This window comes from Microvirga arabica (genome assembly GCF_016811235.1).
In the GTDB taxonomy this organism is placed as follows: domain Bacteria; phylum Pseudomonadota; class Alphaproteobacteria; order Rhizobiales; family Beijerinckiaceae; genus Microvirga; species Microvirga arabica.
Genome location: NZ_JAFBID010000055.1, coordinates 1 through 24,968, shown reverse-complemented (window position 1 = coordinate 24,968; position 24,968 = coordinate 1). Strand labels below are relative to the sequence as shown.

At 60.7% G+C, this 24,968-nt stretch carries 25 protein-coding genes, 4 pseudogenes and 1 riboswitch; of the genes and pseudogenes, 14 read left to right on the top strand and 15 right to left on the bottom strand.

All coding sequences use genetic code 11. The features are described from left to right. Positions 1 to 33: 33 nt before the first annotated feature. From JQC81_RS22295 to JQC81_RS22285, 3 genes are read right to left on the bottom strand one after another with little or no spacing between them, the layout of a single operon-like run. Positions 34 to 1,608 (bottom strand): putative N-acetylmannosamine-6-phosphate 2-epimerase, encoded by a 1,575-nt coding sequence (locus tag JQC81_RS22295; protein WP_203274006.1) that lies wholly within the window; start codon positions 1,606 to 1,608, stop codon positions 34 to 36. Between the two features lie 38 nt (positions 1,609 to 1,646). Next, positions 1,647 to 2,648: a Gfo/Idh/MocA family protein gene (locus JQC81_RS22290; RefSeq protein ID WP_203274005.1), complete on the bottom strand. Its 1,002-nt coding sequence runs from the start codon at positions 2,646 to 2,648 to the stop codon at positions 1,647 to 1,649. Beyond that, positions 2,645 to 3,616, bottom strand: coding sequence for a Gfo/Idh/MocA family protein (locus JQC81_RS22285; protein WP_203274004.1), 972 nt, complete (start codon positions 3,614 to 3,616; stop codon positions 2,645 to 2,647). Before JQC81_RS22285 ends, JQC81_RS22290 begins: the two co-directional genes overlap by 4 nt. Positions 3,617 to 3,729: 113 nt before the next feature. Here JQC81_RS22285 and JQC81_RS22280 point away from each other — a divergent pair, with 113 nt between their 5' ends. From JQC81_RS22280 to JQC81_RS22245, 8 genes are all read left to right on the top strand, one after another. Beyond that, entirely contained in the window at positions 3,730 to 4,452 is a 723-nt protein-coding gene (locus JQC81_RS22280) for a FadR/GntR family transcriptional regulator (protein ID WP_203274003.1), read from the top strand. Positions 4,453 to 4,464: 12 nt separating this feature from the next. Then, a complete protein-coding gene (locus JQC81_RS22275) occupies positions 4,465 to 6,048 on the top strand; it encodes an ABC transporter substrate-binding protein (protein WP_203274027.1) in 1,584 nt (527 codons plus the stop codon). A 75-nt stretch (positions 6,049 to 6,123) separates the two neighbouring features. After that, positions 6,124 to 7,083 carry an ABC transporter permease gene (locus JQC81_RS22270; protein ID WP_203274002.1) on the top strand — a complete coding sequence of 320 codons (960 nt, stop codon included), beginning with the start codon at positions 6,124 to 6,126 and terminating at the stop codon, positions 7,081 to 7,083. A gap of 2 nt (positions 7,084 to 7,085) precedes the next feature. Then, positions 7,086 to 7,967 (top strand): ABC transporter permease, encoded by an 882-nt coding sequence (locus JQC81_RS22265; protein WP_203274001.1) that lies wholly within the window; start codon positions 7,086 to 7,088, stop codon positions 7,965 to 7,967. A gap of 20 nt (positions 7,968 to 7,987) precedes the next feature. Further along, positions 7,988 to 8,905, top strand: a complete 918-nt coding sequence (locus JQC81_RS22260) for a dihydrodipicolinate synthase family protein (protein WP_203274000.1) — start codon at positions 7,988 to 7,990, stop codon at positions 8,903 to 8,905. Positions 8,906 to 8,909: 4 nt separating this feature from the next. Then, a complete protein-coding gene (locus JQC81_RS22255) occupies positions 8,910 to 9,920 on the top strand; it encodes an ABC transporter ATP-binding protein (protein ID WP_203274026.1) in 1,011 nt (336 codons plus the stop codon). A gap of 2 nt (positions 9,921 to 9,922) precedes the next feature. Further along, positions 9,923 to 10,891 (top strand): ABC transporter ATP-binding protein, encoded by a 969-nt coding sequence (locus JQC81_RS22250; RefSeq protein WP_203273999.1) that lies wholly within the window; start codon positions 9,923 to 9,925, stop codon positions 10,889 to 10,891. 132 nt (positions 10,892 to 11,023) lie between these two features. Next, positions 11,024 to 12,190 (top strand): N-acetylneuraminate epimerase, encoded by a 1,167-nt coding sequence (locus JQC81_RS22245; RefSeq protein WP_203273998.1) that lies wholly within the window; start codon positions 11,024 to 11,026, stop codon positions 12,188 to 12,190. 118 nt (positions 12,191 to 12,308) lie between these two features. Here the strand turns inward: JQC81_RS22245 and JQC81_RS22240 are convergent. Further along, positions 12,309 to 12,656: pseudogene (locus JQC81_RS22240) on the bottom strand (aldehyde dehydrogenase family protein); the annotation flags it as partial. A gap of 112 nt (positions 12,657 to 12,768) precedes the next feature. Between JQC81_RS22240 and JQC81_RS34635 the strand changes: the two are divergent. From JQC81_RS34635 to JQC81_RS22225, 4 genes and pseudogenes are all read left to right on the top strand, one after another. Further along, positions 12,769 to 12,873: pseudogene (locus tag JQC81_RS34635) on the top strand (IS481 family transposase); the annotation flags it as partial. 8 nt (positions 12,874 to 12,881) lie between these two features. Continuing rightward, positions 12,882 to 13,301: a LysR substrate-binding domain-containing protein gene (locus tag JQC81_RS33360; protein WP_312887569.1), complete on the top strand. Its 420-nt coding sequence runs from the start codon at positions 12,882 to 12,884 to the stop codon at positions 13,299 to 13,301. A gap of 26 nt (positions 13,302 to 13,327) precedes the next feature. Then, entirely contained in the window at positions 13,328 to 13,465 is a 138-nt protein-coding gene (locus JQC81_RS22230; protein WP_203273996.1) for a hypothetical protein, read from the top strand. A gap of 185 nt (positions 13,466 to 13,650) precedes the next feature. Further along, positions 13,651 to 14,334, top strand: a pseudogene (locus tag JQC81_RS22225) (dehydrogenase family protein); the annotation flags it as partial. Between the two features lie 252 nt (positions 14,335 to 14,586). On the opposite strand, the gene JQC81_RS22220 reads toward JQC81_RS22225, so the two are convergent. The 4 genes from JQC81_RS22220 to JQC81_RS22205 all read right to left on the bottom strand — a co-directional run bounded on the left by JQC81_RS22220 (position 14,587) and on the right by JQC81_RS22205 (position 20,296). After that, on the bottom strand, positions 14,587 to 15,843 hold the full coding sequence (locus tag JQC81_RS22220; RefSeq protein WP_203273995.1) for a D-amino acid dehydrogenase: 1,257 nt from the start codon (positions 15,841 to 15,843) through the stop codon (positions 14,587 to 14,589). Positions 15,844 to 15,976: 133 nt separating this feature from the next. Beyond that, positions 15,977 to 16,075: riboswitch (glycine riboswitch) on the bottom strand. A gap of 1,499 nt (positions 16,076 to 17,574) precedes the next feature. Continuing rightward, positions 17,575 to 17,955 (bottom strand): hypothetical protein, encoded by a 381-nt coding sequence (locus JQC81_RS22215; protein ID WP_203273994.1) that lies wholly within the window; start codon positions 17,953 to 17,955, stop codon positions 17,575 to 17,577. A gap of 217 nt (positions 17,956 to 18,172) precedes the next feature. Next, complete coding sequence (locus tag JQC81_RS22210; protein WP_203274024.1) at positions 18,173 to 18,793, bottom strand: ankyrin repeat domain-containing protein; 621 nt, start codon at positions 18,791 to 18,793, stop codon at positions 18,173 to 18,175. A 108-nt stretch (positions 18,794 to 18,901) separates the two neighbouring features. Continuing rightward, entirely contained in the window at positions 18,902 to 20,296 is a 1,395-nt protein-coding gene (locus JQC81_RS22205; protein ID WP_203273993.1) for an amidohydrolase family protein, read from the bottom strand. 253 nt (positions 20,297 to 20,549) lie between these two features. Here JQC81_RS22205 and JQC81_RS22200 point away from each other — a divergent pair, with 253 nt between their 5' ends. Next, positions 20,550 to 21,407, top strand: coding sequence for a LysR family transcriptional regulator (locus JQC81_RS22200; protein WP_203273992.1), 858 nt, complete (start codon positions 20,550 to 20,552; stop codon positions 21,405 to 21,407). A 43-nt stretch (positions 21,408 to 21,450) separates the two neighbouring features. Here JQC81_RS22200 and JQC81_RS22195 read toward each other — a convergent pair. Beyond that, a pseudogene (locus JQC81_RS22195) lies at positions 21,451 to 21,594 on the bottom strand (tyrosine-type recombinase/integrase); the annotation flags it as partial. A gap of 103 nt (positions 21,595 to 21,697) precedes the next feature. Between JQC81_RS22195 and JQC81_RS22190 the strand changes: the two are divergent. After that, positions 21,698 to 22,054 (top strand): 4a-hydroxytetrahydrobiopterin dehydratase, encoded by a 357-nt coding sequence (locus JQC81_RS22190; RefSeq protein WP_203273991.1) that lies wholly within the window; start codon positions 21,698 to 21,700, stop codon positions 22,052 to 22,054. 279 nt (positions 22,055 to 22,333) lie between these two features. Here JQC81_RS22190 and JQC81_RS22185 read toward each other — a convergent pair whose 3' ends face one another. The 6 genes from JQC81_RS22185 to JQC81_RS22160 form a co-directional block, all read right to left on the bottom strand. Further along, complete coding sequence (locus JQC81_RS22185; protein ID WP_203273990.1) at positions 22,334 to 22,483, bottom strand: DUF1127 domain-containing protein; 150 nt, start codon at positions 22,481 to 22,483, stop codon at positions 22,334 to 22,336. A 238-nt stretch (positions 22,484 to 22,721) separates the two neighbouring features. Further along, positions 22,722 to 23,030, bottom strand: a complete 309-nt coding sequence (locus tag JQC81_RS22180) for a hypothetical protein (RefSeq protein ID WP_203273989.1) — start codon at positions 23,028 to 23,030, stop codon at positions 22,722 to 22,724. Between the two features lie 221 nt (positions 23,031 to 23,251). Then, a complete protein-coding gene (locus tag JQC81_RS22175) occupies positions 23,252 to 23,584 on the bottom strand; it encodes a hypothetical protein (RefSeq protein WP_203273988.1) in 333 nt (110 codons plus the stop codon). Between the two features lie 118 nt (positions 23,585 to 23,702). Further along, entirely contained in the window at positions 23,703 to 23,927 is a 225-nt protein-coding gene (locus JQC81_RS22170) for a hypothetical protein (protein ID WP_203273987.1), read from the bottom strand. 50 nt (positions 23,928 to 23,977) lie between these two features. Beyond that, on the bottom strand, positions 23,978 to 24,325 hold the full coding sequence (locus JQC81_RS22165; protein ID WP_203273986.1) for a hypothetical protein: 348 nt from the start codon (positions 24,323 to 24,325) through the stop codon (positions 23,978 to 23,980). Positions 24,326 to 24,377: 52 nt separating this feature from the next. After that, the coding region (locus tag JQC81_RS22160; RefSeq protein ID WP_203273985.1) for a tyrosine-type recombinase/integrase at positions 24,378 to 24,968 on the bottom strand (591 nt) is incomplete at its 5' end.

The following is a 24,968-nucleotide window of genomic DNA, read 5'->3' as shown; positions in this document are numbered from 1 at the left end:
ATTGAGTACGGTAGCACCAGCGGCCGGAGCCATTTACATTTCGAGATCTTCGATGGACATCTGCCTCTTCAGAAGATCTGCTGCGCCTAAGAGGCCGGCATCGGCGCCCAGGACCGCCGGTGCCAAGGAAGGCCTAAGAGCAGAGGGGAAGCGGGACAGAGCGGCCTCAAGACGGGGCAGAAAACCTGCCGCCAAGCCTACGCCGCCGCCGACCACCATGACCTCCGGATCTAAGAGGGCCTGTAATCCCGGAAGAGCCAGGGCGAGATGATCCACAGCCTCCGCGACAATGCCTTCCGCCCAACTCTCGCCCGCCGCCAATGCGGCGAAAACCCCTCTGGCATCCGCATCATGGCCGGCGGCGCGGGCTGCGGCCGCAATGGCGAAGCCAGACGCCAAGTCTTCCAGGCGGTGATACCGGTCCCCCGAAGCTCGCACCGGGATCTGACCGACGTGGCCGGCAAGACCTCCCGATCCACTTAAAAGCCGCCCGCCGACGACGGCCCCTCCGCCAATTCCGCTGGATACTGTCAGGAAGAGAAGATCACGCCCTCGCCCTGCGCCAAAACGATACTCGCCCCAAGCTGCGGCTTGAGCATCATTCAGGGCCAGAACAGAACTGCCGAAGAGATCGGCCAAGCGCGAAACGAGCGGGAAGTCTGCCGGGACGGGCAGGGTCGCCGGATTGACGGCCGTCCAGAGGCCGTCCCGTATCAGACCAGTCACGGCGGCCGCGACACCACCGTACCGCCCGTGCCAATCCCGTGCGACATCGACAGCTGCTTGCAGCCACACCTCTGCCCCGTCAGCGGGCTGTGTTGGAACTTGGCGCCGCTCGAGGACGCGGTTTTCCAGGACCAACGCCACAGCCGTCTTGCTGCCGCCGATATCGATTGCGAGAATCGGTCTCGCTGGGGCTGCCTCACTTGAGATAGCCTCAACGAACCATTGCGTGATGTGCTCCGGGCGAGTGATAGCAGAGCCGACAACCACCGCCGCAGCTCCCGCGCGTATGGCCGCAGCGGCGAGGCGGGGCTCGTTGTAGCGGCCCTCAGCGAAGACCGGCTTGCCCAACTTGGAGGCCTCGATCACCAAGCTGATGTCCGGCGCATGCGGAGGCGGTCCCGCATCCGTATACCCTGCCATCGTTGTGCCGATAATGTCTGCGCCGAGTGCGCTTGCGTTCCTTGCCTCGGCCACTGTCGCAATGTCTGCCATCGCGATGCGGCCCTGTGCGTGTACCGCCTCAGCCAGAGCCCTCACTGGCACGGGCCTCACCCGGTCAGTGGCGTCGAACGCAATGATCGTCGCACCGGCCTCAGACAGTGCGTTGACGTCCTCGAGCCAAGGTGTGATCCGGACCGGTGTGTCCGGCAGGTCGCGTTTCACAAGTCCGATGATCGGCAGCGAACAGGCGGCGGCGACAGCGGCGACGTTGGCGACGCCTTCAATCCTGAGGGCTCTGGCTCCGGCTGCCTGGGCCGCCATTGCGAAGCGCACGACCGATGCAGGATCATCGAACGGCCCTTCGGGCACAGGCTGGCATGAGACGACCAGAGCTCCCTTCAAGCTTTCGGTGAGTGCTGTGGTCGCAGACTGTAAAGTCATGACTGTTCCAGACCTGTGTGGCGTTGTTGGGTGGAGGGTTACACCAGGGTGGTGGCAGGGATCGGGACCTCGCACCGGCTGGCGCTGGCCCGGTGAGCCGCTTCGATGCAGGCAACGACATGGCCTCCATACACACCGCCGACCGGAGAAGGCTTATCGTTCATGATGCTGGCAGCGAAGGCCCTCCACTCGCGCGCCACAGCCGCGCCCATCCAGTTCGGCTCGATGGATCCGGGAACTGGCGTCCACATTCCGCCTTGCCCGACAGAGATGCCATGATTGAAATCGATCCGGATCGTTCCCTTTTCGCAGACGAGATCCATGGCAAAGGTCACGGCGCCATCACGGTAGCCGACGCTGGCCACCTGGCCGATCCGGCCATTTGCAAAGCGCAAGCCGATCAGAGCCGCATCATCAGCCTCTTGTTCGTGGAAGTAGGTGCCGGTCATCGCCGTTACCCCGACCACCGGCTGCCCCATGAGCCAAATCAACCGATCGAGTGCGTGGATACCGGCAGTCATCAGCATTCCGCCCCCAGAGTCGGAGTTGAGGTGCCAGGGGCGTCGGTTGCTCTCCATCCAGAGCTTGATCATCCAGCTCGAACCCACGACCGGGGCACCGAGAACGCCCGAGTCGATGATTTCCTTGGCCTTAAGGCAGGGCAGGGCGAAGTGCATCACATGACCGATCATAAGCTTGACACGGTTCGTCTCCGCAGCTGCAAGCACGGCATCGCACGCAGCGACGCTCGGTGCCATAGGCTTCTCAAGCAGGATATGCTTGCCTGCCCGTGCGGCCTTGATGGCAATCTCTTCATGCAGGTGATGCGGTGTGGCGATTAGAACGGCATCAACCGTTGGATCATCGAGCAGTGCACGCCAATCGGTATAACTCTTGCCACCATGTTCGGCTGCAAAGGCGGACGCGGCATCTGCATCCTCCCGGCAGCACGCAACGAGCCTTATACTCTCAACTTCCGCCATCGCGCGAGCGTGAACCGCTCCGAAGTGGCCGGCCCCGATAATCCCTACTCCGATCATGCCTTCGCCTTCTCGTATGCGGCATCGATGACCTGCATCGCCGCCAGGTAATCCTCAATGCTGACCGCCGGATCCTTCCCCGAGCGGAGCCGGTCGAACGTGTCGGCCATGAACAAGCGGTAGCGCGTGCTAGGATGTTCGGGAGCGAGCATACGGGTGCTTCCATCGTCCAGGGTCGCGCACTGTGCCGTCTCGCCCCGATCGATCAGGTAAGCGTTGCCGGTGGCGATCCGCCACTCGAAGTCTCCGCCCGCAGCCATCGAGGCATAGGTGTAGCCTGCTTCAACCGTGAAGAGCGTGCCGAACTCGTCGCGCAAGGTTACGTGGGCGTGGTCCTCGACTCGTTCGTCAAAGATGCGATTGCCAATCGAGGCTGAGACGACGCGCAAAGTCCCCTGAGCAAGCGAAAGGGCCGCATCGATGCCATGAATGCCGAGGTTGCGCAGCGCCCCGCCGCCGCTGACTGCCGGATCGAGCATCCAACCGACCCCATCGTCGCGGTAGCGTTGAGGAGGGCCGTTGACGATCCGGAAATGGCCATGGGCAAGCTTGCCCAGGCGCTCCTCCGCCTCAAGCTCTGCCATTGTACGGAAGATGGGCCCAAAACGGTTCGGGAGAGGCACGCCGACAAAGGTCCCACTGCTCCGGGCAGCCTCGACGATATGCATCAACGCGCTGGTCGTGGGGGCAGCCGGCTTCTCTAGGATTATTGGGATGCCGGCAGACACGATTTTCAGCGCGAGGTCCGGAACATTTCCGGGGGAACCCATGACGACCGCCAAATCGGGCTTCCTCTCAAGCGCTTGTTCAACACGATCACAAACCGCAACGCCGTGGGCGTCGGCAAAACTGGCGCCCGCTCCCGCTACGGAGTCCCAAACGTCCGTGACCTTGCCGCCTGAGGACCTCACCGCATCCAGATGCATCGCGGCGTGCCAGTGGCTCACGCCCAGCAGACAAACCCTCATGTAACACACCTGTTCTCTTGCCCACTTGCTGGATATCCTACAAGCTGATATGTAGCAAGACAGATAATGAATTCCGCCAGTGTTAGTCCGCGGCTAGCCAGCAGGAGTGAAGAATGTCTGGCCTGAGAGGCATAAAGCCGTTGACCAAGCCCCCCTCCCTGCACGTAACGGTGCAGGAGAGCTTGCGCGGCTATATCGAGGATAACCAGCTCAAGGCTGGCGATGCGCTGCCGCCCGAGTCTATTCTTGCTCAGCAGCTGGGGGTCAGCCGCAACTCTGTCCGGGAAGCCATCAAGGCCCTTGAGTCTGTGGGTATCTTGGAAACCCGTCGCGGCATCGGCGTCTTTGTGAAGGAATTCTCGTTCCAGCCGCTGCTGGACAATCTCGCTTATGGTCTCGGTGATGCCCTGCGGGATGTTGAGGAGCTTCGTGACTTACGCCGTGTTCTCGAAACCGGGCTCATCCACAAAACAGTCGAGATGATCAGCGAGGAGGATCTCGCCGCTTTGCGCCAGGTGACAGAACGCATGCGCCAGCGGGCCGAGCGCAACGAGAGTTTCGCCGAAGAGGACGAGCAGTTTCATAGACTGTTGTTTCGGTGCCAGAACAACCGGATGCTCACCGGCCTGATCGAGATCTTCTGGCGGGCCTTTTACAAGGCTTCCAACTTCGCCAACCTCGCCAATTCCGACCCGCTCTCCACCTGGCGCGATCATCACGAAATCGTCGAGGCGGTGGCGGCGCGCGATGTCGAACGAGCCCGGGAGAGGCTCGATAAACACTACGAGGGCATCCTCGAGGTGATCGCAAATAACAGAAGACCCACCAACGTTTAACGGGAGGAAATGATGCAGATGAAAACTTTGACACGAGCCATCTCCGTCGCGGCGCTTCTTGGGGCAACAGCCCTAACGACTTCAGTGGCAGCCCAGGAGCAGAAGACGATTACCGGTGGCTTTGACGTTGGGCCAGGCGGTTTCCAAGGTAACTTCAATCCACTTGCAGCAACAGGCGGCTTCACCTGGCTCAACGTCTACTTCGAGCCATTGGTCAACTACAATGCTGATTTAACGGCGATCGAAGGGGCTCTCGCCACCGAATATTCCGTCAATGCCGACAAAACCGAATATACCTTCAAGCTCGCCAACGAAACCTGGCACGACGGCAAGCCCTTCACCTCCAAGGACGTGAAGTTCACGGTTGATCTCGCCAAGAATGGCGAAACCGGAACGGTCTTCGCCGCGCGCCTCAACGCGATCGCCTCCGTCGAGACGCCTGATGAGCGTACGGCGGTGATCAAACTCTCGCGCCCTGATGCGGGTCTTCTCGCGAGCCTGACAAAGCTCATGATCCTGCCCGAGCATGCGCTTGCCGGCACGACGCCGAAGGAGCTGGCGACCAGCACATGGTGGGCGACGAAACCCGTCGGAACCGGACCCTTCAAGTTCAAGCAATATGTGACCGACCAGTACGTCGAGTTGGTCGCCGATGACGACTACCGCCTTGGGCGCCCGAAGGTGGACCGGGTGATCAACCGCTACTTCAAGAACACAGCGGCTGCTGTGGCAGCGCTGCGAGCAGGTGAAATCCAGTTCACCTACGTCGAACCCGACGACGTCTCGGCGTTCAAGGACAACAAAGGATTCAAGGTCATCGAAGGGCAATCCTTCGTCGTCAACTACGTGGGCTTCAACCAGCAGGTGCCGCTCTGGAAGGATGTGCGTGTGCGCCAGGCCGTGATGCACGCTATCGACCGCCAAGCCATCATCGACAGCCTCTATGGCGGAGCTGCGACCGTCGCCAATTGCGGCTATGTCGCTAAACAACTCGTCCCTGAGGGTCTAAACCCGTACGCCTATGACCCGGCCAAGGCCAAGGCCCTCTTGGCGGAAGCCGGTTGGGACAAGATCAATGGCAGCAAGCCGATCACTTGGCTGACCTATTACAACACACCCCAGGCTGCTAACGTCATGGCGGCCGTGCAGGCCATGCTCGCGCAGGTCGGCATCAACGTAGTGCCGCGCGTCGTCGACACGCCGACCTACAACGGCATCATCTACGCCGGCAATCCTGACTTCAGCCAGTTCCCGCTCGTTTACGCCGGGCTTCAGAACGGGCCGGATCCGTCGGGTCTCAACATCGGCCTGAACGCCGCACAAAAGCCTCCCGCCGGAGCGAACTTCCTGCGCATCGAGATGCCAGAACTGACCAAGGCGCTCGATGCCGCGCTTGCGGAGACCAATCCGCAACAACTCAACACGCGCTACCAGGACGTTTGCAAGGCGATGAACGCCAATCTCCCCTGGGCTACCATGTGGGTCGCCAACCGCTACGGCGTCGCCTCGACCAAGCTGAAGGACTTCGTCTGGGTGCCCGCTCCGGCCGGTGGACCTTACAACGCGCACCCGGAGAAATGGTCAATCGAGAGGTAAGCGCACCCATCGGAGCATCGGAGAAGGCGGCTCGGTCCCAATGGGGCTGCCTTCCCAAAACCACAAGGCATACTCATGCTGCCGTACATCCTGAGGCGCCTCGCTACCGGTCTGCTGATGCTCGTTGCCCTGAGCATGCTCGTCTTCGTCCTCCTGCGCTTGGCACCGGGCGACCCGATCGACGCTTACATCAACCCCAACGTTGCCATGTCCCAGGCGGAGATGGATGCACTACGCGCGCGTCTTGGGCTCGACCAGCCTCTGCCCATGCAGTATCTCGCGTGGCTGCGGGCTGCCGCGACCGGCGACCTCGGATACTCGATCCAGCGTAACGGTGTGAGGGTTCTGCCCCTCGTGCTCGAACGTATCGGGCCAACCATCCTGCTGATGGCAGCCGGACTCGTCATCGCAATTCTCATCGGCATCGCGGCGGGGATTCTCAGCGCCGTCAGGCGCAATTCCCCAACTGACATCGGTTTTTCCGTCATCGCCTTCTTTGGCATCTCGAGCCCGGCCTTCCTCACGGCAATCCTCGGCCTTTACCTGTTCTCGGTGGTCCTGCGCTGGGCACCGTCTGGTGGGATGCTAACACCCGGAGCCCCGTTCTCAGTTGGTGACCTCCTGTCTCACCTCATTCTACCCGCGTGCCTTCTGTCCATCGGCCACGCAGCGCTGATCATGCGTTACATGCGCGCGTCGCTCCTTGAGGTATTGAACCAAGATTACGTCCGTACCGCCCGGGCGAAGGGTGTAAAGGAGTTCTGGGTTATCATGAAGCACGCGGTGCGCAATGCGCTCCTGCCGGTCGTTACCCTCATCGGGTCGACCATCGGCATTGCCGTAGGCGGCGCAATCTTCATCGAGAGTGTGTTCAACTGGCCGGGCATGGGCCTGCTGCTGATCAATGCCGTCGACACGCGTGACTACCCGGTGATCATGGGAGCCACACTCATCATCGGAGCCTGCGTCATTGTGGTCAATCTCCTGACCGACATTGCTTACGCTGCAATCGATCCTCGCATCCAGGTGGCCTGATAATGAGCGCTGCAGCTGCTATCCCTGTATCCAGCAAAGGGCCGACAGCCCGGGCCCTCGGTCGGTTTATCACCAACCGACTCGCGTTGGCGGGACTTGTCGTTCTCGCTGCCATTCTCATTGCGATCCTGACCTATCCGCTCTGGTGGATGTATACGCCCAACCAGATTGATCTGCGGGCCCTCAACAAGGGCCCCAGCGCCAGCCACTGGTTCGGAACCGATGGTGTCGGGCGCGACGTCTTCGCGCGTCTGATGCAGGGTGGCCGTATCTCACTCCTCGTTGCTGTCACATCAGTCGGAGTTTCCCTGGTGATCGGCTTCCTTGTGGGTGCCTTGTCGGCCTTCAGCGGCCGCTTGGCAGATGGCGCCATCATGCGTCTCGTAGATCTCGCCATGACGCTTCCACCGGTCATCCTGCTGCTTGTGCTCGCCTCAATTGTCGGCACGGGTATTGTGCCTACGATCGCCGTGATCTCGCTGCTGTCCTGGCCCGTGCTGTCACGCATGGTCCGCGCCCGCCTTCTTGAGTTGCGTGAGCGTGACTTCGTGGTCGCCGCTCGTGGCATGGGAGCCGGGTTGGGGCACCTGCTGTTCCGCCACGGCCTCCCGAACTGCATCGACATCCTCGTGGTCTACGCAACGCTGCAGATCGCCAATGCCATCCTGCTCGAGGCCGGCCTGTCCTTCCTTGGACTCGGGATTGCTCCCCCGGAGGCCAGTTGGGGCAACATGCTGAACGCAGCGCGCTCGACCAGCGTCCTTGAGCAGTATGTCTGGCAGTGGATGTTTCCCGGCGTGGCGCTCGTCATCACGGTGCTGGCGATCAATTTCGTTGGCGACGGCCTGCGCGACGCCTTCGATCCCCGCTCCGATCTTCAATAACCAAGCAACAAAGGTTCACTATGACCAATTTCCGCGGCGTCGTTCCCCCAGTTGTCACTCCCCTGACCGAGAACTTTGAGGTCGATTATCCGTCCTATACCAAGGTTCTCGAACATCTCATCGCGGGTGGCGTGCATGGCCTCTTTGTGCTCGGCTCGACGAGTGAGGTGATCTTCCACGACGAGGCAACCCGGCGTCAGATCCTCGAACACACCGTGAAAGTGGTGAACGGACGCCTGCCGGTTTTGGCCGGCGTCATTGATCCGACGACCGACCGGGTCATTGGTCACGCCAGAACGGCGCAGTCGATCGGAGTCGATGCCGTTGTTGTCACGGCTCCTTTCTATACTCGTACGAGCCAGCCGGAGGTTGTGGACCATTTCCGCTATGTGCGCGAGGCGCTTGAGATCCCCGTGATTGCCTATGATATTCCGGTCTGCGTTCACACCAAGCTGGAGCGCAAGACAACGGTGGCACTGGCTCGCGAGGGCACTATCGCTGGGCTCAAGGACTCGAGCGGCGACGATGGAAATTTCCGCTTCTGCCTGCTCGATCTCATGGACAAGCCTGACGTCTTCCTCATGACAGGCTCCGAGATCGTGGTCGACAACGCCCTCCAGATAGGCGCGCACGGTGTCGTCCCGGGTCTCGCCAACGTGGACCCGCACGGGTACGTGCGGCTATGGGACCATGCTCAAGCGGGAGAATGGGAGGCCGCCCGCAAGGAACAGGAGCGCCTATGCCGGCTCTTTGAAATGGTCTGGGTTTCGCTTCCCCGCACCAGCGCGGGCTCGGCGGGTGTTGGCGCCTTCAAGACAGCCATGCGCACTCTTGGTGTCATTGCCTCCAACACGATGGCCCGGCCTCAGCGGTCACTCAACGCCGAGGAGGCTGCGAAAGTCGAAGAGATCGTCCGTGCCGCTGGACTCGCGAGCTGAAGTCATGCACGCCACCCCGATCTTGGATATCTCAGGCCTCAAAATGGTGTTCCGCATCGGCGGGCGCGAAGTTGCGGCCGTGCAGGATCTGAACCTGACGATCGCGCCAGGCGAAACCCTGGCCCTGGTCGGCGAGTCTGGATCGGGCAAGTCCGTCACCAGCCTCTCAGTCATGGGCCTTCTACCCAGAGGAGTGGGGCAGGTGGCTGAGGGCAGCATCCTGTTCCGGGGCAAAGCGGGGCAGGCGCAGGACCTGACCAAGCTCGATACCGAGGGTATGCGGCAGATCAGAGGCAATGACATCGCCATGGTCTTCCAGGAGCCCATGACGAGTCTCAACCCGGTCTATACCATCGGCGAGCAGATCGCCGAGCCCATGCGCATCCATCTCGGTCGTAGCCACAAGGATGCGGCGGCTGCCGCGATCAAACTCTTGGCTGATGTCGGCATCCCCGATCCCGAGCGGCGCGCCAAGCAATATCCGCACGAACTCTCAGGCGGCATGCGCCAGCGTGCCACAATCGCGATGGCGCTTGCCTGTGATCCGGTCCTTCTGATTGCCGATGAGCCGACCACCGCGCTCGACGTGACGATCCAAGCCCAGATCCTCGACCTCCTGCAGAAGCTGCAGGCGGAGCGGGGCATGGCCGTCCTGTTCGTCACGCATAACCTAGGCGTTGTGGCGGAGATCGCCAACCGGGTGGCTGTGATGTATGCCGGCCGGGTCGTCGAGACTGGCACCGTCGCGGACGTATTCGCCCGTCCGCGCCACCCTTATACGATCGGGCTGATGCGCTCGGTTCCAAAGCTGGGAGAGGCGACTGAACTGAAGCGGAAGGGGATCCCGCTTCCGACGATCGCAGGCTCCGTGCCGAGCCTCGTTCAGCTCCCGCAAGGCTGCTCGTTTGCTCCCCGTTGCCCCTTTGCGATCGACGCATGCCGGGCGGACGTTCCGTCCTTGTATGAAACCGGCAATGGTCAGAAGAGCCGCTGCATCAGATGGCAGGAGATCTAGGGATGGAGGAACCGCTGCTCTCGGTCAGAGGGTTGACCAAGCATTTCAAGCCGGCAGGGTTTTCGCGCGGGTCGGTCGTGCGCGCGCTTGAGGATGTCTCCTTCAATGTGCCACGCGGCAAAGTCGTCGGCCTCGTAGGCGAGTCAGGCAGCGGTAAGACCACGATCGGGCGGTCTGTGCTGCGCCTGATCGAGCCAACATCCGGCGAGGTGCGCTTCAACGGCACCGACCTCACGAAGCTCTCTGCCGCCGAGATGCGCCGGCAACGCAAGAGCATGCAGTACATCTTTCAGGATCCCTTCGCGAGCCTCTCGCCACGCATGACAATCGGTCAGATCCTAACGGAGGGGCTTGAGATCCAGCGTGCGGGGACGCGCCAGGAGCGAACCCAGCGGGCCAAGGCGGCACTGGCCGCCGTCGACCTACCGGCTGATGCCTTCGACCGTTATGCGCATGAGTTCTCGGGCGGGCAGCGCCAGCGCATTGGGATCGCGCGAGCCTTGGCGCTCGAGCCGCAGTTGATCGTGGCTGACGAGCCTGTCTCGGCGCTCGACGTCTCGATCCAGGCCCAGATCGTTAACCTGCTGCGCGACCTGCAGATCCGCCTTGGACTGACGATGCTCTTCATCTCGCACGACCTGGCGGTCGTCGAGTACATCTGCGACACCGTTATCGTGCTCTATCTCGGGCGTATCATGGAGATCGCTTCGAGCGAAGCGCTCTATGCCGATCCACGGCACCCTTATACGCGCGCGTTGCTCTCTGCGATCCCGTCTCCGGATCCTGCCAAGTCCCGCACCCGGCAGATCCTGAAGGGTGATATTCCAAGCCCAGCAAACCCACCTTCAGGATGTGTTTTCCGGACGCGCTGTCCGCATGCGGCTGAGCAGTGCGCGAGGGTGGTGCCTCCGCTCGAAGAGGTCTCGCCCGGACACTTCAAAGCGTGTATCCGGCACGACGTGAGCGGATAGGGAGGTTGTCCCCCGAAGAAAACATGAACAAGGACGCCAATCTTGCAGGACTTTGCAGCAGCATTTCCTGAGCAGGCACGCGGCGCCAGCGGGTGAACTAGACAAACCCATCAAGGATCAGGAGGAGTGCCCATGACTATCAAGCAAATGACAAAGGCGTTTGTTGGAAGCGTCGCCGCGATCGGACTGTCCTTAAACATTGCCGCGGCTGAACCCGCTTGGCCAGACCTGCCGGTTGGAGTGAAGAATGGAGTGTCCGCTCGCGTCGGCGACACGATCTATGTTGGCTTAGGTTCGGCGGGAACCGCCTTCTACTCGCTTGATCTCAAGGAGCGGGAAAAGGGTTGGGTCACGCGATCCCCGTTCCCGGGACCGGCGACGAACGGCGCGGCCGTTGCGACGTCAAACGGGCAGATTTTCGTCTTCAGCGGTAACGGCAAGCCGGCATTGGATGCCAAGTCGCCCATCATCTTCAACACGATCTACAGCTACGACCCTGCCAGTGATAGCTGGCAGAGCCTAGACACAACCACGCCAGTTGGCCTTTCAGGTGCCAAGGCCATCAGTCTTCCCGATGGCCGGATCGCAGTTGTTGGCGGATACAACAAGGAGCTCTTCGACAAATACCTGTCCGATGTGAGTGCCATCGACAAGGAAAAGTTTCCGGCAGACTTCGCGAAGCTAGTCACTTCGTACATGTCCATGGAGCCAAAGGACTACCGCTGGAACGGTAAAATTCTGGCCTTTGATCCCGCAGCAAAGCACTGGAGAGAACTGGGTGAAAGCCCTTTCCTGCCGAACTGCGATGCAGCCGTGGTATCGATTGATCAGAACACATTTTTTATCATAAGCGGTGAGATCAAGCCGGGACTACGCACCCCTAATGTTAAATCCATTACCTTTGTGGGCGGTAGAGTTGAGTGGCGGCAGCTTGCGGACTTGCCGAAACCTGCCGGTGACGTTCTCCAGGAAGGAGTGGCAGGCGCCTATGCCGGCTCGGTCGGAGACACCGTGCTGGTCGCTGGCGGTGCAAACTTCAAAGGTGCTCGCGCCCGTGCAGAGGCCGGCCACTGGTTCGCACATGAGGGCCTGAGCAAGGCTTGGCGTACGCATGTCTACTCTTTGAAAGATGGCAATTGGATGCAGGTGGGCGAGCTTCCTGCAGGTCTCGCCTATGGAGCCTCCTTTAGCATGCCTAAAGGCATCCTCATCGTCGGGGGTGAAGATAATGCCGGCAACGCAAGAAGAGATGTCTTCCTCTTAAAATGGGATGGGCGGTCGGTTTCTGTCGAGGAGTAGCGAACTCTACCGCGGTGACAAGCCTGCGGTCCTGCCGCCGCGCTCACTGCCTGATTCTGTCATATGAACGCGCTTGCTTCAGCATGTTTGGCACGAGCCAGTTTGACCATGCCGTCATTCACGCCAAGTAACCAAACATAGCCTTGGTTTCAAGAAACTCCCCAAAGCCGAATGGGCCCCACTCACGCCCATTGCCGGATTGCTTATAGCCACCGAATGGTGCTGCGATATCGCCGCGAGACCCATTCAGATGAACCATGTTGGCCCGAATGCGGCGTGCCACCTGGCGGGCCCGCTCGAGATTACCCGAGGTCACATAGCTGGACAGCCCATAGACCGTGTCGTTGGCGATCCGGATTGCATCCTCTTCATCTCTGTAGGGTAAGATGGACAGAACCGGTCCGAAGATCTCATCCTGGGCGATGCTCATATTGTTCCGGATGTCTGCGTACACGGCTGGACGAACCTAGCTGTTCGGTAGCGGAACATTGTTGGGACCGGGTACGTTGCGCAATTGAGGAGTATACTTGGCGCTTTGACGGCCTGCGGCGGCGAGCTCCTCGCCGTAGGAGGACGTGATGCTCTCCCTTCATCCGCAAGCCCGCACCACCCCAGCCGTGCGCCAGGAGATCGCCCGCTCGAGAGAGCCCACCGGCGTGCTGGCCCAGCGCTTGGCTCAGTCACCGTTCCAATCAGGGGCAACTTCCAGGCCAGCAACGGCGACGCCTTGGTCGCTGCAGCCCTGGCGGGCCAAGGCCTGGTCTACGAACCGACGTTTCTGCTCGGCGACGACATCCGTGCGGGTCGGCTCGTCGCGCTGACTTTGGATCAGCCGCCGATGGAGCTGCCCGGGGTGTTCGCCGTCTACGCCAGCAACCGCCGCCCTCCGGCCAAGGTACGGGCCTTCATCGATTTCCCTGGTGCAACGGCTTGGTCCCGTCCCTCCATGGTATCGCGATCTCGACCTATCGGATTGAACCCACCGTCGAAGGGCCGAGCATGGCACCGTCTTCGGGCCTGGGAGAGCACGGACTTCCGGCGGCATCTCCGTCGTAAACCCAAGTCAAACCAAGCTTCGAGCTCCGCGGAGCCTGCCCTCCTCATCAGCTGAGCTTCATCCATGCGTTGCATACAGGGATGGCTGACGACATGAAATTTCAAACTGCCGCCGTTTTGAGTAATGCCTTTCGCGAGGGATCTCGCCTTGAAACGCCGTTCCTCACCGAAGGTGATGATCCTTCTGAAGCCTTGGCAAGACGTCAGACTCATAATTGACCTGCCCACCTACCGAGAGTTCCATTGTGACCAGGACCGACGAAAAGCTTGAGCCCATCCTTGCTGAGGTCATGCGCCGCAACGCGGGCGAAGCCGAGTTCCACCAGGCGATGCACGAGGTGCTGGAGAGCCTGAGCCGTGTCATCGCCAAACACCCCGACTATGCCGACGATGCCCTTATCGAGCGGATGCTAGCGACGAAGGGCACCAGCTTCGACGGCAAGCGCGCGGTCGTGTCCGGCTCGGGCAACGTGGCGATCTACACGATGGAGAAGATCATCGCATCCGGCGGCACGATCGTGGTCTGCTCGGATTCGAGCGGCTACGTGGTGGATGAGACCGGCATCGACCTCGATCTGGTCAAGGAGATCAAGGAGGTTCGCCGCGAGCGGATTGCCGAGTATGCCCGGCTCAAGGATACAGGCTCGCACTACATCGAGGGCGGCTCGATCTGGGACATGCCCTGCAACGTGGCCATGCCGTCGGCGACACAGAACGAGCTGACCGGCAAGGATGCCAAGACGCTGGTCGAAAACGGGGTGATCGCGTTAGGCGAAGGCGCAAACATGCCCTCCACGCGGGAGGCGGTGCGCCTCTTCCAGGAGGCCGGCGTGCTGTTTGCCCCGGGTAAGGCCGCGAATGCAGGCGGTGTGGCGACATCGGCGCTGGAGATGCAGCAGAACGCCTCGCGTGACAGCTGGACGTTTGAGCAGACCGAGGAGCGGCTGGCCACGATCATGCGCGACATCTACGATCGCTGTGCCGACACCACTGAGGAATACGGCTCACCCGGCGACTACGTGCTGGGCGCCAACATTGCAGGCTTCATGCGCGTGGCCGAGGCCATGCGCGCCCTCGGAGTGATCTGAGGGCGATAGAACGTGGGAACAGGTCGAGCCTTTAGACAGGCGGCAAGACCACTTGTGGCTGTTCTGGATTATGTCAGGCGAGAGCGGCAGTGGACTTGAGCGGTACTGTGCCCATCCAGGATCAAGAGGGCACAGGCGTCGTATGTCATTCCGCTCCAGCTGCCTGGTTGCTATCCGTGCAACACGGCGTCAACGGGCGACAGCACATTAGACGAGTGCGCGTTTCACTGAGGGCTCATGTCTCGTCACCAATCAATTCAGATTGGATTTTGCGGCAACAAGCGCCGCGACGGCATCGGCAGTTGCGGCTGACAGGGTCCACCCCAGATGTCCATGCCCGGTATTGTAGAATACCCGAGGATCGCGCCCTCGCATGACCCGTGGCAGCATATCGGGCATCATCGGTCGCAAGCCCGCCCACGGCACAGCTTGGCGCGTGCTCATGCCGGGAAAGTGTTTTCGGCACCATCGGATGAGCGGATCAATGCGCTCTGCCCGAATATCCCTGTTCGTGCCATTGAACTCAGCCGTCCCCGCCACCCGGAAGCGTCCCGCGCCAAGCCGGCTCGTCACGATCTTGGCGCGGTCGTCGAGCAAGCTCGTCCACGGTGCCGCGCGTTGGTCGGAGTTCTCGGACAGGTTGACGGTGATTGAATATCCCTTGACCGGATAGACGTTGACCCTGTCACCGAGTTGGCTCGCGATCCTGCGCGAGGCGACACCGCCACAGATGACGACCCGGTCGAACTCGTCGCTGCTTGCATGCCCCTCGCTTGGCGCCTCATCCGACCTGGAGGTCACCCGCAAACGGTCACTGGCATTACGAGCGATCCCGAGGACATCGGTTGCAAGGCGCATCGTCACGCCCAAACGATCGCAGGCTCGGGCGAGACCGTGGGTGAACTTGTGGATGTCACCCGTAAAATCAGACTCCGTATAGAAGCCGCCGTAAAACTCTCCCTGCAGAGCAGGTTCGATCGCGCGCATTTCCTCTGGCGTGACCGCTCGTCGCTCCAACCCACCCCTCTTGAGCAGCGCCGATACCCGTGCAGCAGCCTCGAACTCAGCCTTGCTGTGGTAGAAATGCAGGATACCGCGCTCCTCACAGTCGAAGTCGATCCCCTCGTCCTGAGCTATGCGCTTCAAGTGCTGCCGCGCCTCCATGGCGAGCCGGACGGTCGTAAGCGTATTCTCTTCGTACTTCGGGATGGCTGCAACGAACTGGGCCATCCACGACAGCTTGTGCCAGGATGGCGTTGGATTGACCAGGAGCGGAGCGCCAGGCGTCATCATCCACTTGATGCCTTTGAGCACGGTGCCCCAGCTATTCCAGACCTCGGCATTCGAGGCCGAGAGCTGGCCGCCATTGGCAAAGGAGGTCTCCATCGCCGCGTAGGGATGGCGGTCGAAAACGGTGACTGCGTATCCGCGTTTTGCAAGGTTGTATGCGGTGGTGATGCCAGTGATGCCAGCGCCGATCACGGCGACCTGAAGGTTGTCGATGGTCATAGGTGCTCCTGCCCGCGCCCTGCGGGTCTTCAAGCACCCCCTCTGTCATTGGCCTGAGAGCTTCATCCAGCCCATGGATTGAGCGGGACTTTCACCATCGGCGCAGGACAACCGTCCTGCTTTTCAGAGTTCCAATACCACAGCGGTCCGTTTGCCTGAGAGTTTCCGGGGTGGTTGCTCCGTCGGCGTCGTCCGGATCAAGCGCCGGCACGATCTCTCCCGCTGCGGAAGTGATTACATACGTCAGTCGAAGGGTGTCAACCAAGTATACCGTTGCGAACCTCTTAGCCGATAGTCGTACTGCCAATCTCGACTAGGTAATCCGCTGTAATATAAGTGCCTTCAGAGTGACTTCCTCATCTACATTCACTCTATATTGAGAGGCCTGCATGACTCAGCACCGAAGCTTTGACCCCTCTTAATGGGAGTGCAACGCCTGAGTTTAGCAACACAAAATGGAACTCTGGTGGGGTCATGATCGGCGCCGGTGATGACCCTGCCGATTCTACGAACTCGCTAGCAATGGCATGTGCGTAACGGCAGTCGGCTCAAGGGTCCATACTCGGTGCCAATTTACAGAGTGCAAGCCATGGAGGTTAGCAGGCCGTCCGGCAGCCCTCCGGATTACATGCAGGGTAAAAGAGACTGAATCTCCGGTGCAGAATGCGTAACTTCCGCTGGGGCAACGATGCCAACCTTAGGCTAGCGCTTCCCGTCACCCGAGCCAGTCTCCGCAACCAGGATGCTCGGTTTGGGCTTCGTCAGTGCGGCTCCTACAGGTCGCGCTGGTGCCCGTGGCGGAGCAGGGGGCGTGCTGCGGGTTGAGCTTGTCTGAGCAGCGACGTTCGGCTGTTGGCGAGCAACGGGTGAGTTCGCGTTGAGTAGGGGTTGAGCTGCCGACAGCTTAGGCTGAGCTGAAAGTCTTTCTTGGGTTAGGCGGGCGGCCTCATCTTGAGCCATTCTGAGCTGCCTGCGCAGCTGTGCGATCTCTGTAGTGGCGCTCTGAAGCTGATCCCGTTCAGACAGCAGCCGCACTTGGCCTGCTTGGAGATCGACGATTTGCTCCTGGAGATGACGTTCCGTTTCGGCCGCGGAATAGCTTGAGACTGCAAACAAGCTCCATCCGGCAGCGGCAGCAAGACCTAAAACTACCGTCTTGGCGCGCCACAGGTGAGGAAGCTTGGATGCAAAAGGCCGGATCATCGAAATTCCTATCCCACAGCCCTTTGACTGTGAACTCATTCTGTTGCTCAGATTGGTTGGGCTGACGGGGTTCACCAGGCTGGCATCAATAGATTGGAGGTTAGTACCGCTATGGTGACTTAACCCTTAAGGCTGCATCGCAAAATGCGAACAGACACGTGCATTGGGCTACGGCTTTTGGTTCTACGAGGCGCTCTAGCTCGTCCGAACGCAGCTCTCGAAATCTTGCCACAGGCTTGGAGGATCACAGGTTCTGGCTCCATAGTCTTTGTTCGACGAAATTCGCATGTAGGCGCAAAGTCAGAATGTCCCGATACTGCGAAGCAGAAACGTCATAGCCCCCGATACGCATCTTCCATCAGCCCCGGCTGCAGCGGGAAGTCCATGGAGAGTTGGTGCTAATCGGCAGCTCGAACCAACTCGGGTTCAAGGGTCATCGCGGTCCATCCTTGCTGCTCGTTGTCAACGATGACGCAACGGGTCAACTGATGCAGCTGTGTTATGTGCGATTGGAAGGCGCGTGCACCTTTATTCGACAGCAATGGCCTTGAGAGCACGCCTGACAGCGACGCGGGCTGCCTCGATGTGACCAGCGGCCAGCAGTTCGTCGACAATTCTGAGCGCCATCACAGCATCGGGCCGCTGGGCCGCGTCCGAAGGAACTGCAGCCGCGCCGTGAGCCCCTGCAGCGCTGGCAAGATCGTCGCTCTGGCCCGTCAGATACGCCGAGCTGCACTTGAGAATGGTAGCTAGGCTTGCCACCGCATCCTCACCTGGATGCTGGGAGCGACCGGTAATGATGTCCTGGATGAATCCCGCCTCCAGACCCGCTTCCAGGGAGGCCCTGCGCCACGAGATCTTGAGCGCAGAAACCCGTTCTCCGATGCGCTCTTTGAGGATCGCGTTCACACTGGGCTCCTTGGGGGCAGACGTAACCAAAGCCACAATAGGCGGGAGGCGGTTCTTCCGCGCTCTTCCCACCTACCATTCGGCTTCGGCTATCGTTGACCGATCATGGTTAACAGAACGCTAATCCGCAAGGCTGATGAGTTCTCCATAACGTCAGCGGGTATCACCAATCAAAGACGTCCCACCAACATGCCTAATGGACCTTTGGTGAGGGTGCTCACATGGCTCCCGCCGCGACAAGAGTCGCTTCGATCTCCCTGTAACCGCGGCTGCGCGCGTGTTGCAGCGGCTTCACGCCATCCCGATCCGCAAAGTTGATGTCGGCACCTGCCTTCACCAAAAGCCCGACGATCCGCTGATGACGTTCCGCCCCGTCACTCAGGATGATGGCCTCCAGCAAAGCCGTCCAACCAAGATTGTTGACGTGGTCCACATCGACCCCCGCTTCGATCAGGACCCGAACAGTGTCGACATGGCCACGCTCCGACGCCGGGATGAGGGCGGTGCCGCCATAGCGATTGGTGCTCCTGAGATCCGCGCCGTGCGCGAGCGTCATCGTCAGGATCTCGAGATGACCCCGCGCCCCGGCATAGAGATAGGGGCTGTCGTTGATCCGATCCTTTGCGTTGACATCGGCACCGGCCTCAATCAAGGCCCTCGCAGCCTCGATCCTGTTGCCGTGGGTTGCGATGAGCAACGCCGTGCGTCCGGCTTCATCCCTTGCATCGATGTCGGCGCCCCGCGACAAAAGGGCTTGAATTTGCGCCGCATCGACATCCTTGTCTGTGACAGCGTTCAATAAGTCTTCCCCGCTCGTCGATTGTCCAACGGCTATCATCGAATGGCCCATCATGCCGAGTACAACAAGGATCGAGATGACGAGACTTCTTCGCATGATCGGAACTCCTTGCAGGAGCTGTGAGCGTCTCGGCCGAAGGTCATTACCTCAAGCACGCTCAACAGCACCGTAGACCAGACGCCCCTTGTGGACCGTTGCCCGCCGCGGTGAGCGCCGTGCGACGGCCTCGGCCGAACAGCTGGCATCAACCAGAACGAACTCAGCCGTGTCACCTGGTTTCGGCCAAGCCACTTTGCCATCATCGCTCAGCGGCAGCACATCGCCCGTGGCGATCGCAAGGGCACGTGACAGACGGAACTCGTCGCTTCCACCGTAGAGCTGGGCGCACAGGTTGGCCTTCTCCAGCATGTCACCGGTGCCAAACGGTGACCAGTGATCGATCACGCTGTCCGTACCGGTCATAATCTTGACTCCCTTGGCACGCAGCTGCGGCAGCGGCATCGTCCTTTGACCGATCGGCACCGTCGACACCACGGTCACGCCCTGGGCAGCCATGCGCCCGGCCATCTCGTTCAGCTCCTCGGGACGCAGAGTTGAAAGGGCGAAGGCGTGGCTGAGCGTCAGCCGGTTGCGCAGCGCCGGGGTCTTCTCGACGGTCGCAATCATGTAGTTGAGAGCCGCCACGCCGGCAGGGTTGGCTTCATGGATATGGATGTCGACGCCCTTGTCGTGGTCGAGCGCGATCTGGAACATCGCATCCAGTGATGCTTCCATGGCACCGTCAACATTGGTGGGGTCCAGACCGCCGACGTACTGCACGCCCATGCTCATGGCTTCACGCATCAGCCCATCCACCTTGGAATGCAACAGGCCGTGCTGCGGGAAGGCGACGATCTCGCATTCAAAGCTGTCACGATAACTCGCCAGCGCAAGCTGCAGATGTTCCAGGCTTTTCAATCCGCTCACTGGATCGATGTTGCAGTGACTGCGTGCTATCGAGCTGCCTTGCGAGAGGAGGAGGTCAATCAGCTTCTCCGCACGCGCCCGCGAGGTCGGCAGCAGCTTCGGAAGAAGCACTTCCTCCCGCGCAATCATGTCCATGATGGTCTTGCCCTGACGGGGGAGGGGCGCTTGCCAAGGTCCGCCGTAGAAGGTCTTGTCCAGGTGGATGTGCATGTCCCGGAACGCAGGCAGAAGCAGCTTACCCTGCGCCTTGTAGCGCGGCAGAGCTGCCTCCAACGCGGCACCCGCGTCGTGCACCGCTTTGATGCGACCATCCTGGATTTCCAGCGTATGGATTCCGGTTCGGGTGCCGACGACCACCTCACCCTCGTGCTCGAAGCCCTCCTCAAGGCGCACGTCACTCAAATAGTAGTGGCTGTCGGTAACAGTGGTGATGTGCTGACGGGACTGATCCGTGCTGGTGGCAGCCTCGGCGGCCCCGCTCTGCGTGCCGCTCAAGCCCAGTATTGCGGACGCGGTTGCCAGCCCACCGGAATGACGAAGGAAGGCTCTGCGGCTTTGGTGATTTGCACTTTGCACGGGTCGCTCCTGTCTGCTTATCGCCGAGGTGTAATGCGCGGCACTTGGGCCTGCGTCGGCTGCCGAGTTCGGCTTGGCCGTTATAAGGCTGTCGATCGTCGCACCTCCCACGAGGAGATCCGCTCACGCCGCCAAGAATTCTTTACTGCGATGTCGGGAGGATAGTGCCAGCTTGCTCCATCTGTAAATTAAATGTTCAGATTGAGATTATTGATTTATTGAATAGCAATTGCGGTGCTCCAACGATTCGCCGATGCTCGACCCACGCCTATTGCGGACCTTTATTGCAATCATCGAAGCCGGAGGCTTTACCCGGGCGGCTGAGCGCCTGCACATGACCCAGTCGACCTTGAGTCAGCAGCTCGCCCGGCTTGAGGAAGCCGTTGGGCAGACCTTGGTGGATCGGGACGCACGCCCCATTCGCCCCTCCGCCGCAGGCGAACGCCTCCTTGGATATGCCCGTCGGATCATGGCGCTCCAGAGCGAGGCGACGGCGGCATTGGGCAATCCGGCCGGCACAACGCCCATTCATATCGGACTTCCGGAAGATGTCTTCAGCCGTCCCATGGCGCGGCTTTTCGGCGAGTTCGCCAGGCGCCACCAGGAGATCCGTCTGGACGTCAGCGCCGGGCTGAGCCGGGACCTGACCCGGCGCTACCGTGGCGGCGAATTCGACATCGTTGTCGTCAAGGAGACGGCGCCCAGCAACGATTGCCGGGCAAGCTTCCCCGAAGCCACAGGCTGGTTCGAGAGCAAGGATGCTCCTGGTGCCTGGCCGGACCCTGTCCCCCTCGTGACCTTCCCTCCTGGTGGCCTGTACCGTGAGACAATGTTCGACCGCATCGAGCGTGAGCGCCGCCATTGGTACATCGCTTTTTCAGGCAGCAGCCTCAACAACGTGCTCGTCGCCGTCGAGGGCGGTCTCGGCATAACCCTCCTCCCAATTGCCGCAACACTCGGGCGCCATGTCAGGCCTTATACCCGATTCGGCGACGAAGCTCCGATCATGGTTTCCATCTATGCCTGGGAGAGCACCGGCCTCGTTGCGGAACTGGTACAACAGATCGGCGCCGCCTTGTCTGAACGTAGCGGCCGTCCCGGCAAGTCGTGAGTGCTCCTCGTCAATCATAACTGGAGGCGGGTCACCATCGTTTTCAAGCTGAACAAGTTTGCGCATTCAGAGGATGGAGGGCGTGGACCATCTGGTGCAGGCGAGAGGTACCGATGTGGGTGTAGATCTGCGTGGTCTCGATGCCTGCATGGCCGAGCAGCTCCTGCAGCACGCGCAGGTCGGAGCCCCAGGAAGCGCGATTCTGATCCAAGGATCCTGAAGGTGATGGAATAGCAAAGGCCCTCAACGGCTGGGATGCTATGCTCCCATGCAAGTAAGAGGAGGAGTTCATGACAATCACTGCTCTCGTTGAAAAGACCTGCACCCCGTGCCGCGGCGGGATCCCGCCGCTGACTGCGCAAGAAGTTGCGGTCCTCCATAAACAGGTGCCGGAGTGGACGATCCACGATGACGCGCGCCGGATTGAGCGGACCTATCCGTTCAAGAATTTCGCGCAGGCTTTCGCGTTCGTGCACAAGGCGGCCGAACTCGCAGAAGCCGAGGGGCATCACCCGGACATCAGTTTCGGCTGGGGCTATGCGACGGTGTCCCTCCAGACCAAGAAGATCAAGGGCCTGCACGAGAACGACTTCATCATGGCCGCGAAGCTGGATGACATGGCCGAAAACATCCCGCTTGGCCCCTAATATGATTTGGAGCGTTGCCGGGCCGGAATTCAAGGCATGGCGCGAGCCAACGTCAACTGGACTTGTGAAGGCTGTGTTGATCGCGAGAGGCAGGTCAAGGCGAGATCCGACGAATTGTTGCCACCAAAGATCAAGCACAGTGGCGCCATAAGGCTGTCATCGAGTTGCTTCAGATGAGCTCTGTGGCCGCTTGGCCCGAGGGACAAGGACGGGCACGGATGCACTGCCCTCCTTGTCCCTCACCAATCTCATCGATCGCAGCGGCACTCACCTCAGGCTTCAGTGGCCCTGGCGTGCAACCTGCGCGACGTCGTGCCTGGCAATGCCGATGTCGGACAACTCACGGTCCGACAGGGCACTCAATTGCCGTGCTGTCTCACGAGCACGCAGCCAGCGGCGCAGGCCAGAAAGAGCAACTGATAAAAACATGACGCAACCTCAATGATGAGCCAGCCCGCGCGGGTGCCGCACAGGCAGCGAAAAAAGGCCACCTGAGGGGTGGCCGAGTTTTAGGGAGGAAACCCGCCACCGGGAGGCCGTGGCGGAGGAGGGGTCATCTACAGCGCACCCGCCCCAAGACAAACCTGAAAGTGGTCACCTCTGCCATGCACAATGAGCATGGAACGGATGGCAAGCGTTTACGCCTCGTTTACGGTTGCCGGGCGGTTCAATCAGGGACCTTGCTGACGATCCACCTGACCGCCTCAGGACTGAAGCCGATCTCGATCAACTCCTCTTCGAGATCCTCAACTGCATCAGGATCGAGGGTGATAGAGTTGTCCTCTGCATCTGGTTTGGCAATGGGCTTCGGCTCGTCGCCCTTCTGCTCCGGTTCGTCGTCAATGGGCGCTACTGTCACGCGGACAACTAGGCCGTCATCATCATCATCCTCCTCGTCGTCCTTACTCTCATAGACTTTCAGCGTGACCCAACGCTCCTCGACCTCGTCTTCATAGACCGTCTTCCACTCACCCATGCGCCCCTCCAGATCATGCCTTAGCGCCAACGTGTTCCGGCATTGTAGCGCAACATTCCCGGTCCCTAAGAGTTTCACTGTTGCGGAGGCGTTCCACAGCCCCTGTGCTCTCCTTGCATCAGGCCTCCGTAGACTTGAGCCCCGTCCAACCAAGCCGGACGGGGCTTTTTCATGAGCTTGACTGATACACAGCAGCCTGCAAGCAGCCCATGAAGATCATCTCACCCGTTCCCCTGCGTCTGAAGAAGATTAGGTGAAACTGGACTGCCGCGCAGAACCTTAGGCGTCTCCTCACTGGCCGTCATGACAGGAACCGCAAGGCCCTGAAGCAGAGGCAGCGTGATGATGCCAGCAACAACGGCAAGCACCGCAATGATGAACTCGGCTCGCCCATACGCAGCCCTTTTGCTGTGAAAGGGATGGCAGCTTTTCGGGGGACTGAACACAGCGTTGTTATCATTCACCGCCATCAGCGGCCTGGGTTTCAGGTGCGCCAACGGCATGGGGCCGCACGAGAACGCTTTGTTGGTGCAAGCAGAAAGTACAACCCTCATCCGGCAGCCTCCCCTACGAGGTCCTTCAATGAGTGTACTTTGCCCGCCTGGTTCAGGCTCTCGCCCGAAGGGGTAACTCCGCCGCTCCAAGGGGGTACAAGGTCCCAAGGTGTTGGTTTCAGGTCACCTGGAATGCGCGCTGAGCGCGCTCCCGGATCTCGTCCAGTTCGTCCTGAAGGGAATTGATCTGCCCTTCGATCTCTTCGAAGGACGTGCACTCGGGTGTAATAAACAGGCGGCCGTCCTCGCCCCGGGTGTAGCGGAGGAGGGCGATCTTCACGCTTGCCGGGTTGTCCGGCGTTCCAGGCCGGATTTCGAGCTCCAAGGCTCCGAAGAGATGCATCGATGGTCCCCGTGCTAGGGCTAAGAGTGAGGCTGCATTCCAGAGATTGCCTAACCGGCTTGTGCCTCCGTTTGCTGGCGGTGAAGCATCAGCGCGATCTCCGGCCTGTTCTCCTCAAGCCACTGTGTAGCATCAGGCCGGCTGACGACACACTCGATCGCAGCCCAGGTGGGATCCTCGAGCGACTCGTCCCTCAGCCGGGTAGCCGCATAACCGATGAGCCGATGAGGGCCCTCATAGCCGGGCCGCGCCTCAAGCGCATCGGCGACCCAGACGCTGGACCAGCCCTGCTCGGCAAGATGCAGGATGCTCTGTCCATCGGCCTCGCGAAACCATGGTGTCGCGTCGAACTCGAGAGCGAGGGCATTATCGGCGGTATGGCACGAGGCTCGGATCATTGCGCACCTCCCGGATCAGCTTCCCTGAGAGGTATTCTACCACACGCTGACATCAGGACTGTACTGGCACACCGGTTTCCTGCCCGTCATTGAGCGGGTGGAGGTCGCGGACCATGTGGTGGAGGCGGGAGGTGTCGAGGTGCGTGTAGATCTGGGTGGTCTCGATGCCGGCATGGCCGAGCAGCTCCTGCAGCACGCGCAGGTCGGTGCCGCCGGAATGCATGTGGGTGGCAAAGGCATGGCGTAGCACGTGAGGAGAGACCCGCTCGGGGCTGGCAAGGCCTGCCGCCACCGCGGCTTCCTTGATCTCGAGCAGAGCCGCTTGGCGCGTTAGCGCCTTGCTGCCGTTGCGCACCGAATGAAACAGCCAGGGGGAGGGGGCTCCGCCGGAATAGGTGCGGGCCAGCTTCTGCCAGTGGGTGATGGCCTCAATGGCTCGGTCATGGAGAGGTACGAGCCGCTGCTTGTCGCCCTTGCCGCGGACCAGCAGCATCCGGGTACCGGGAGGAGCCGCATCGGAGAGCAGAGACAAAGCCTCGCTGATCCGCATGCCCGAGGCATAGAGCGTCTCGAACAGGGCAGCCCGTCGGGCATAGCCGGCCTGACGGTACAGCCCGACTGAGGGATCGGCCGCAAGCCTATG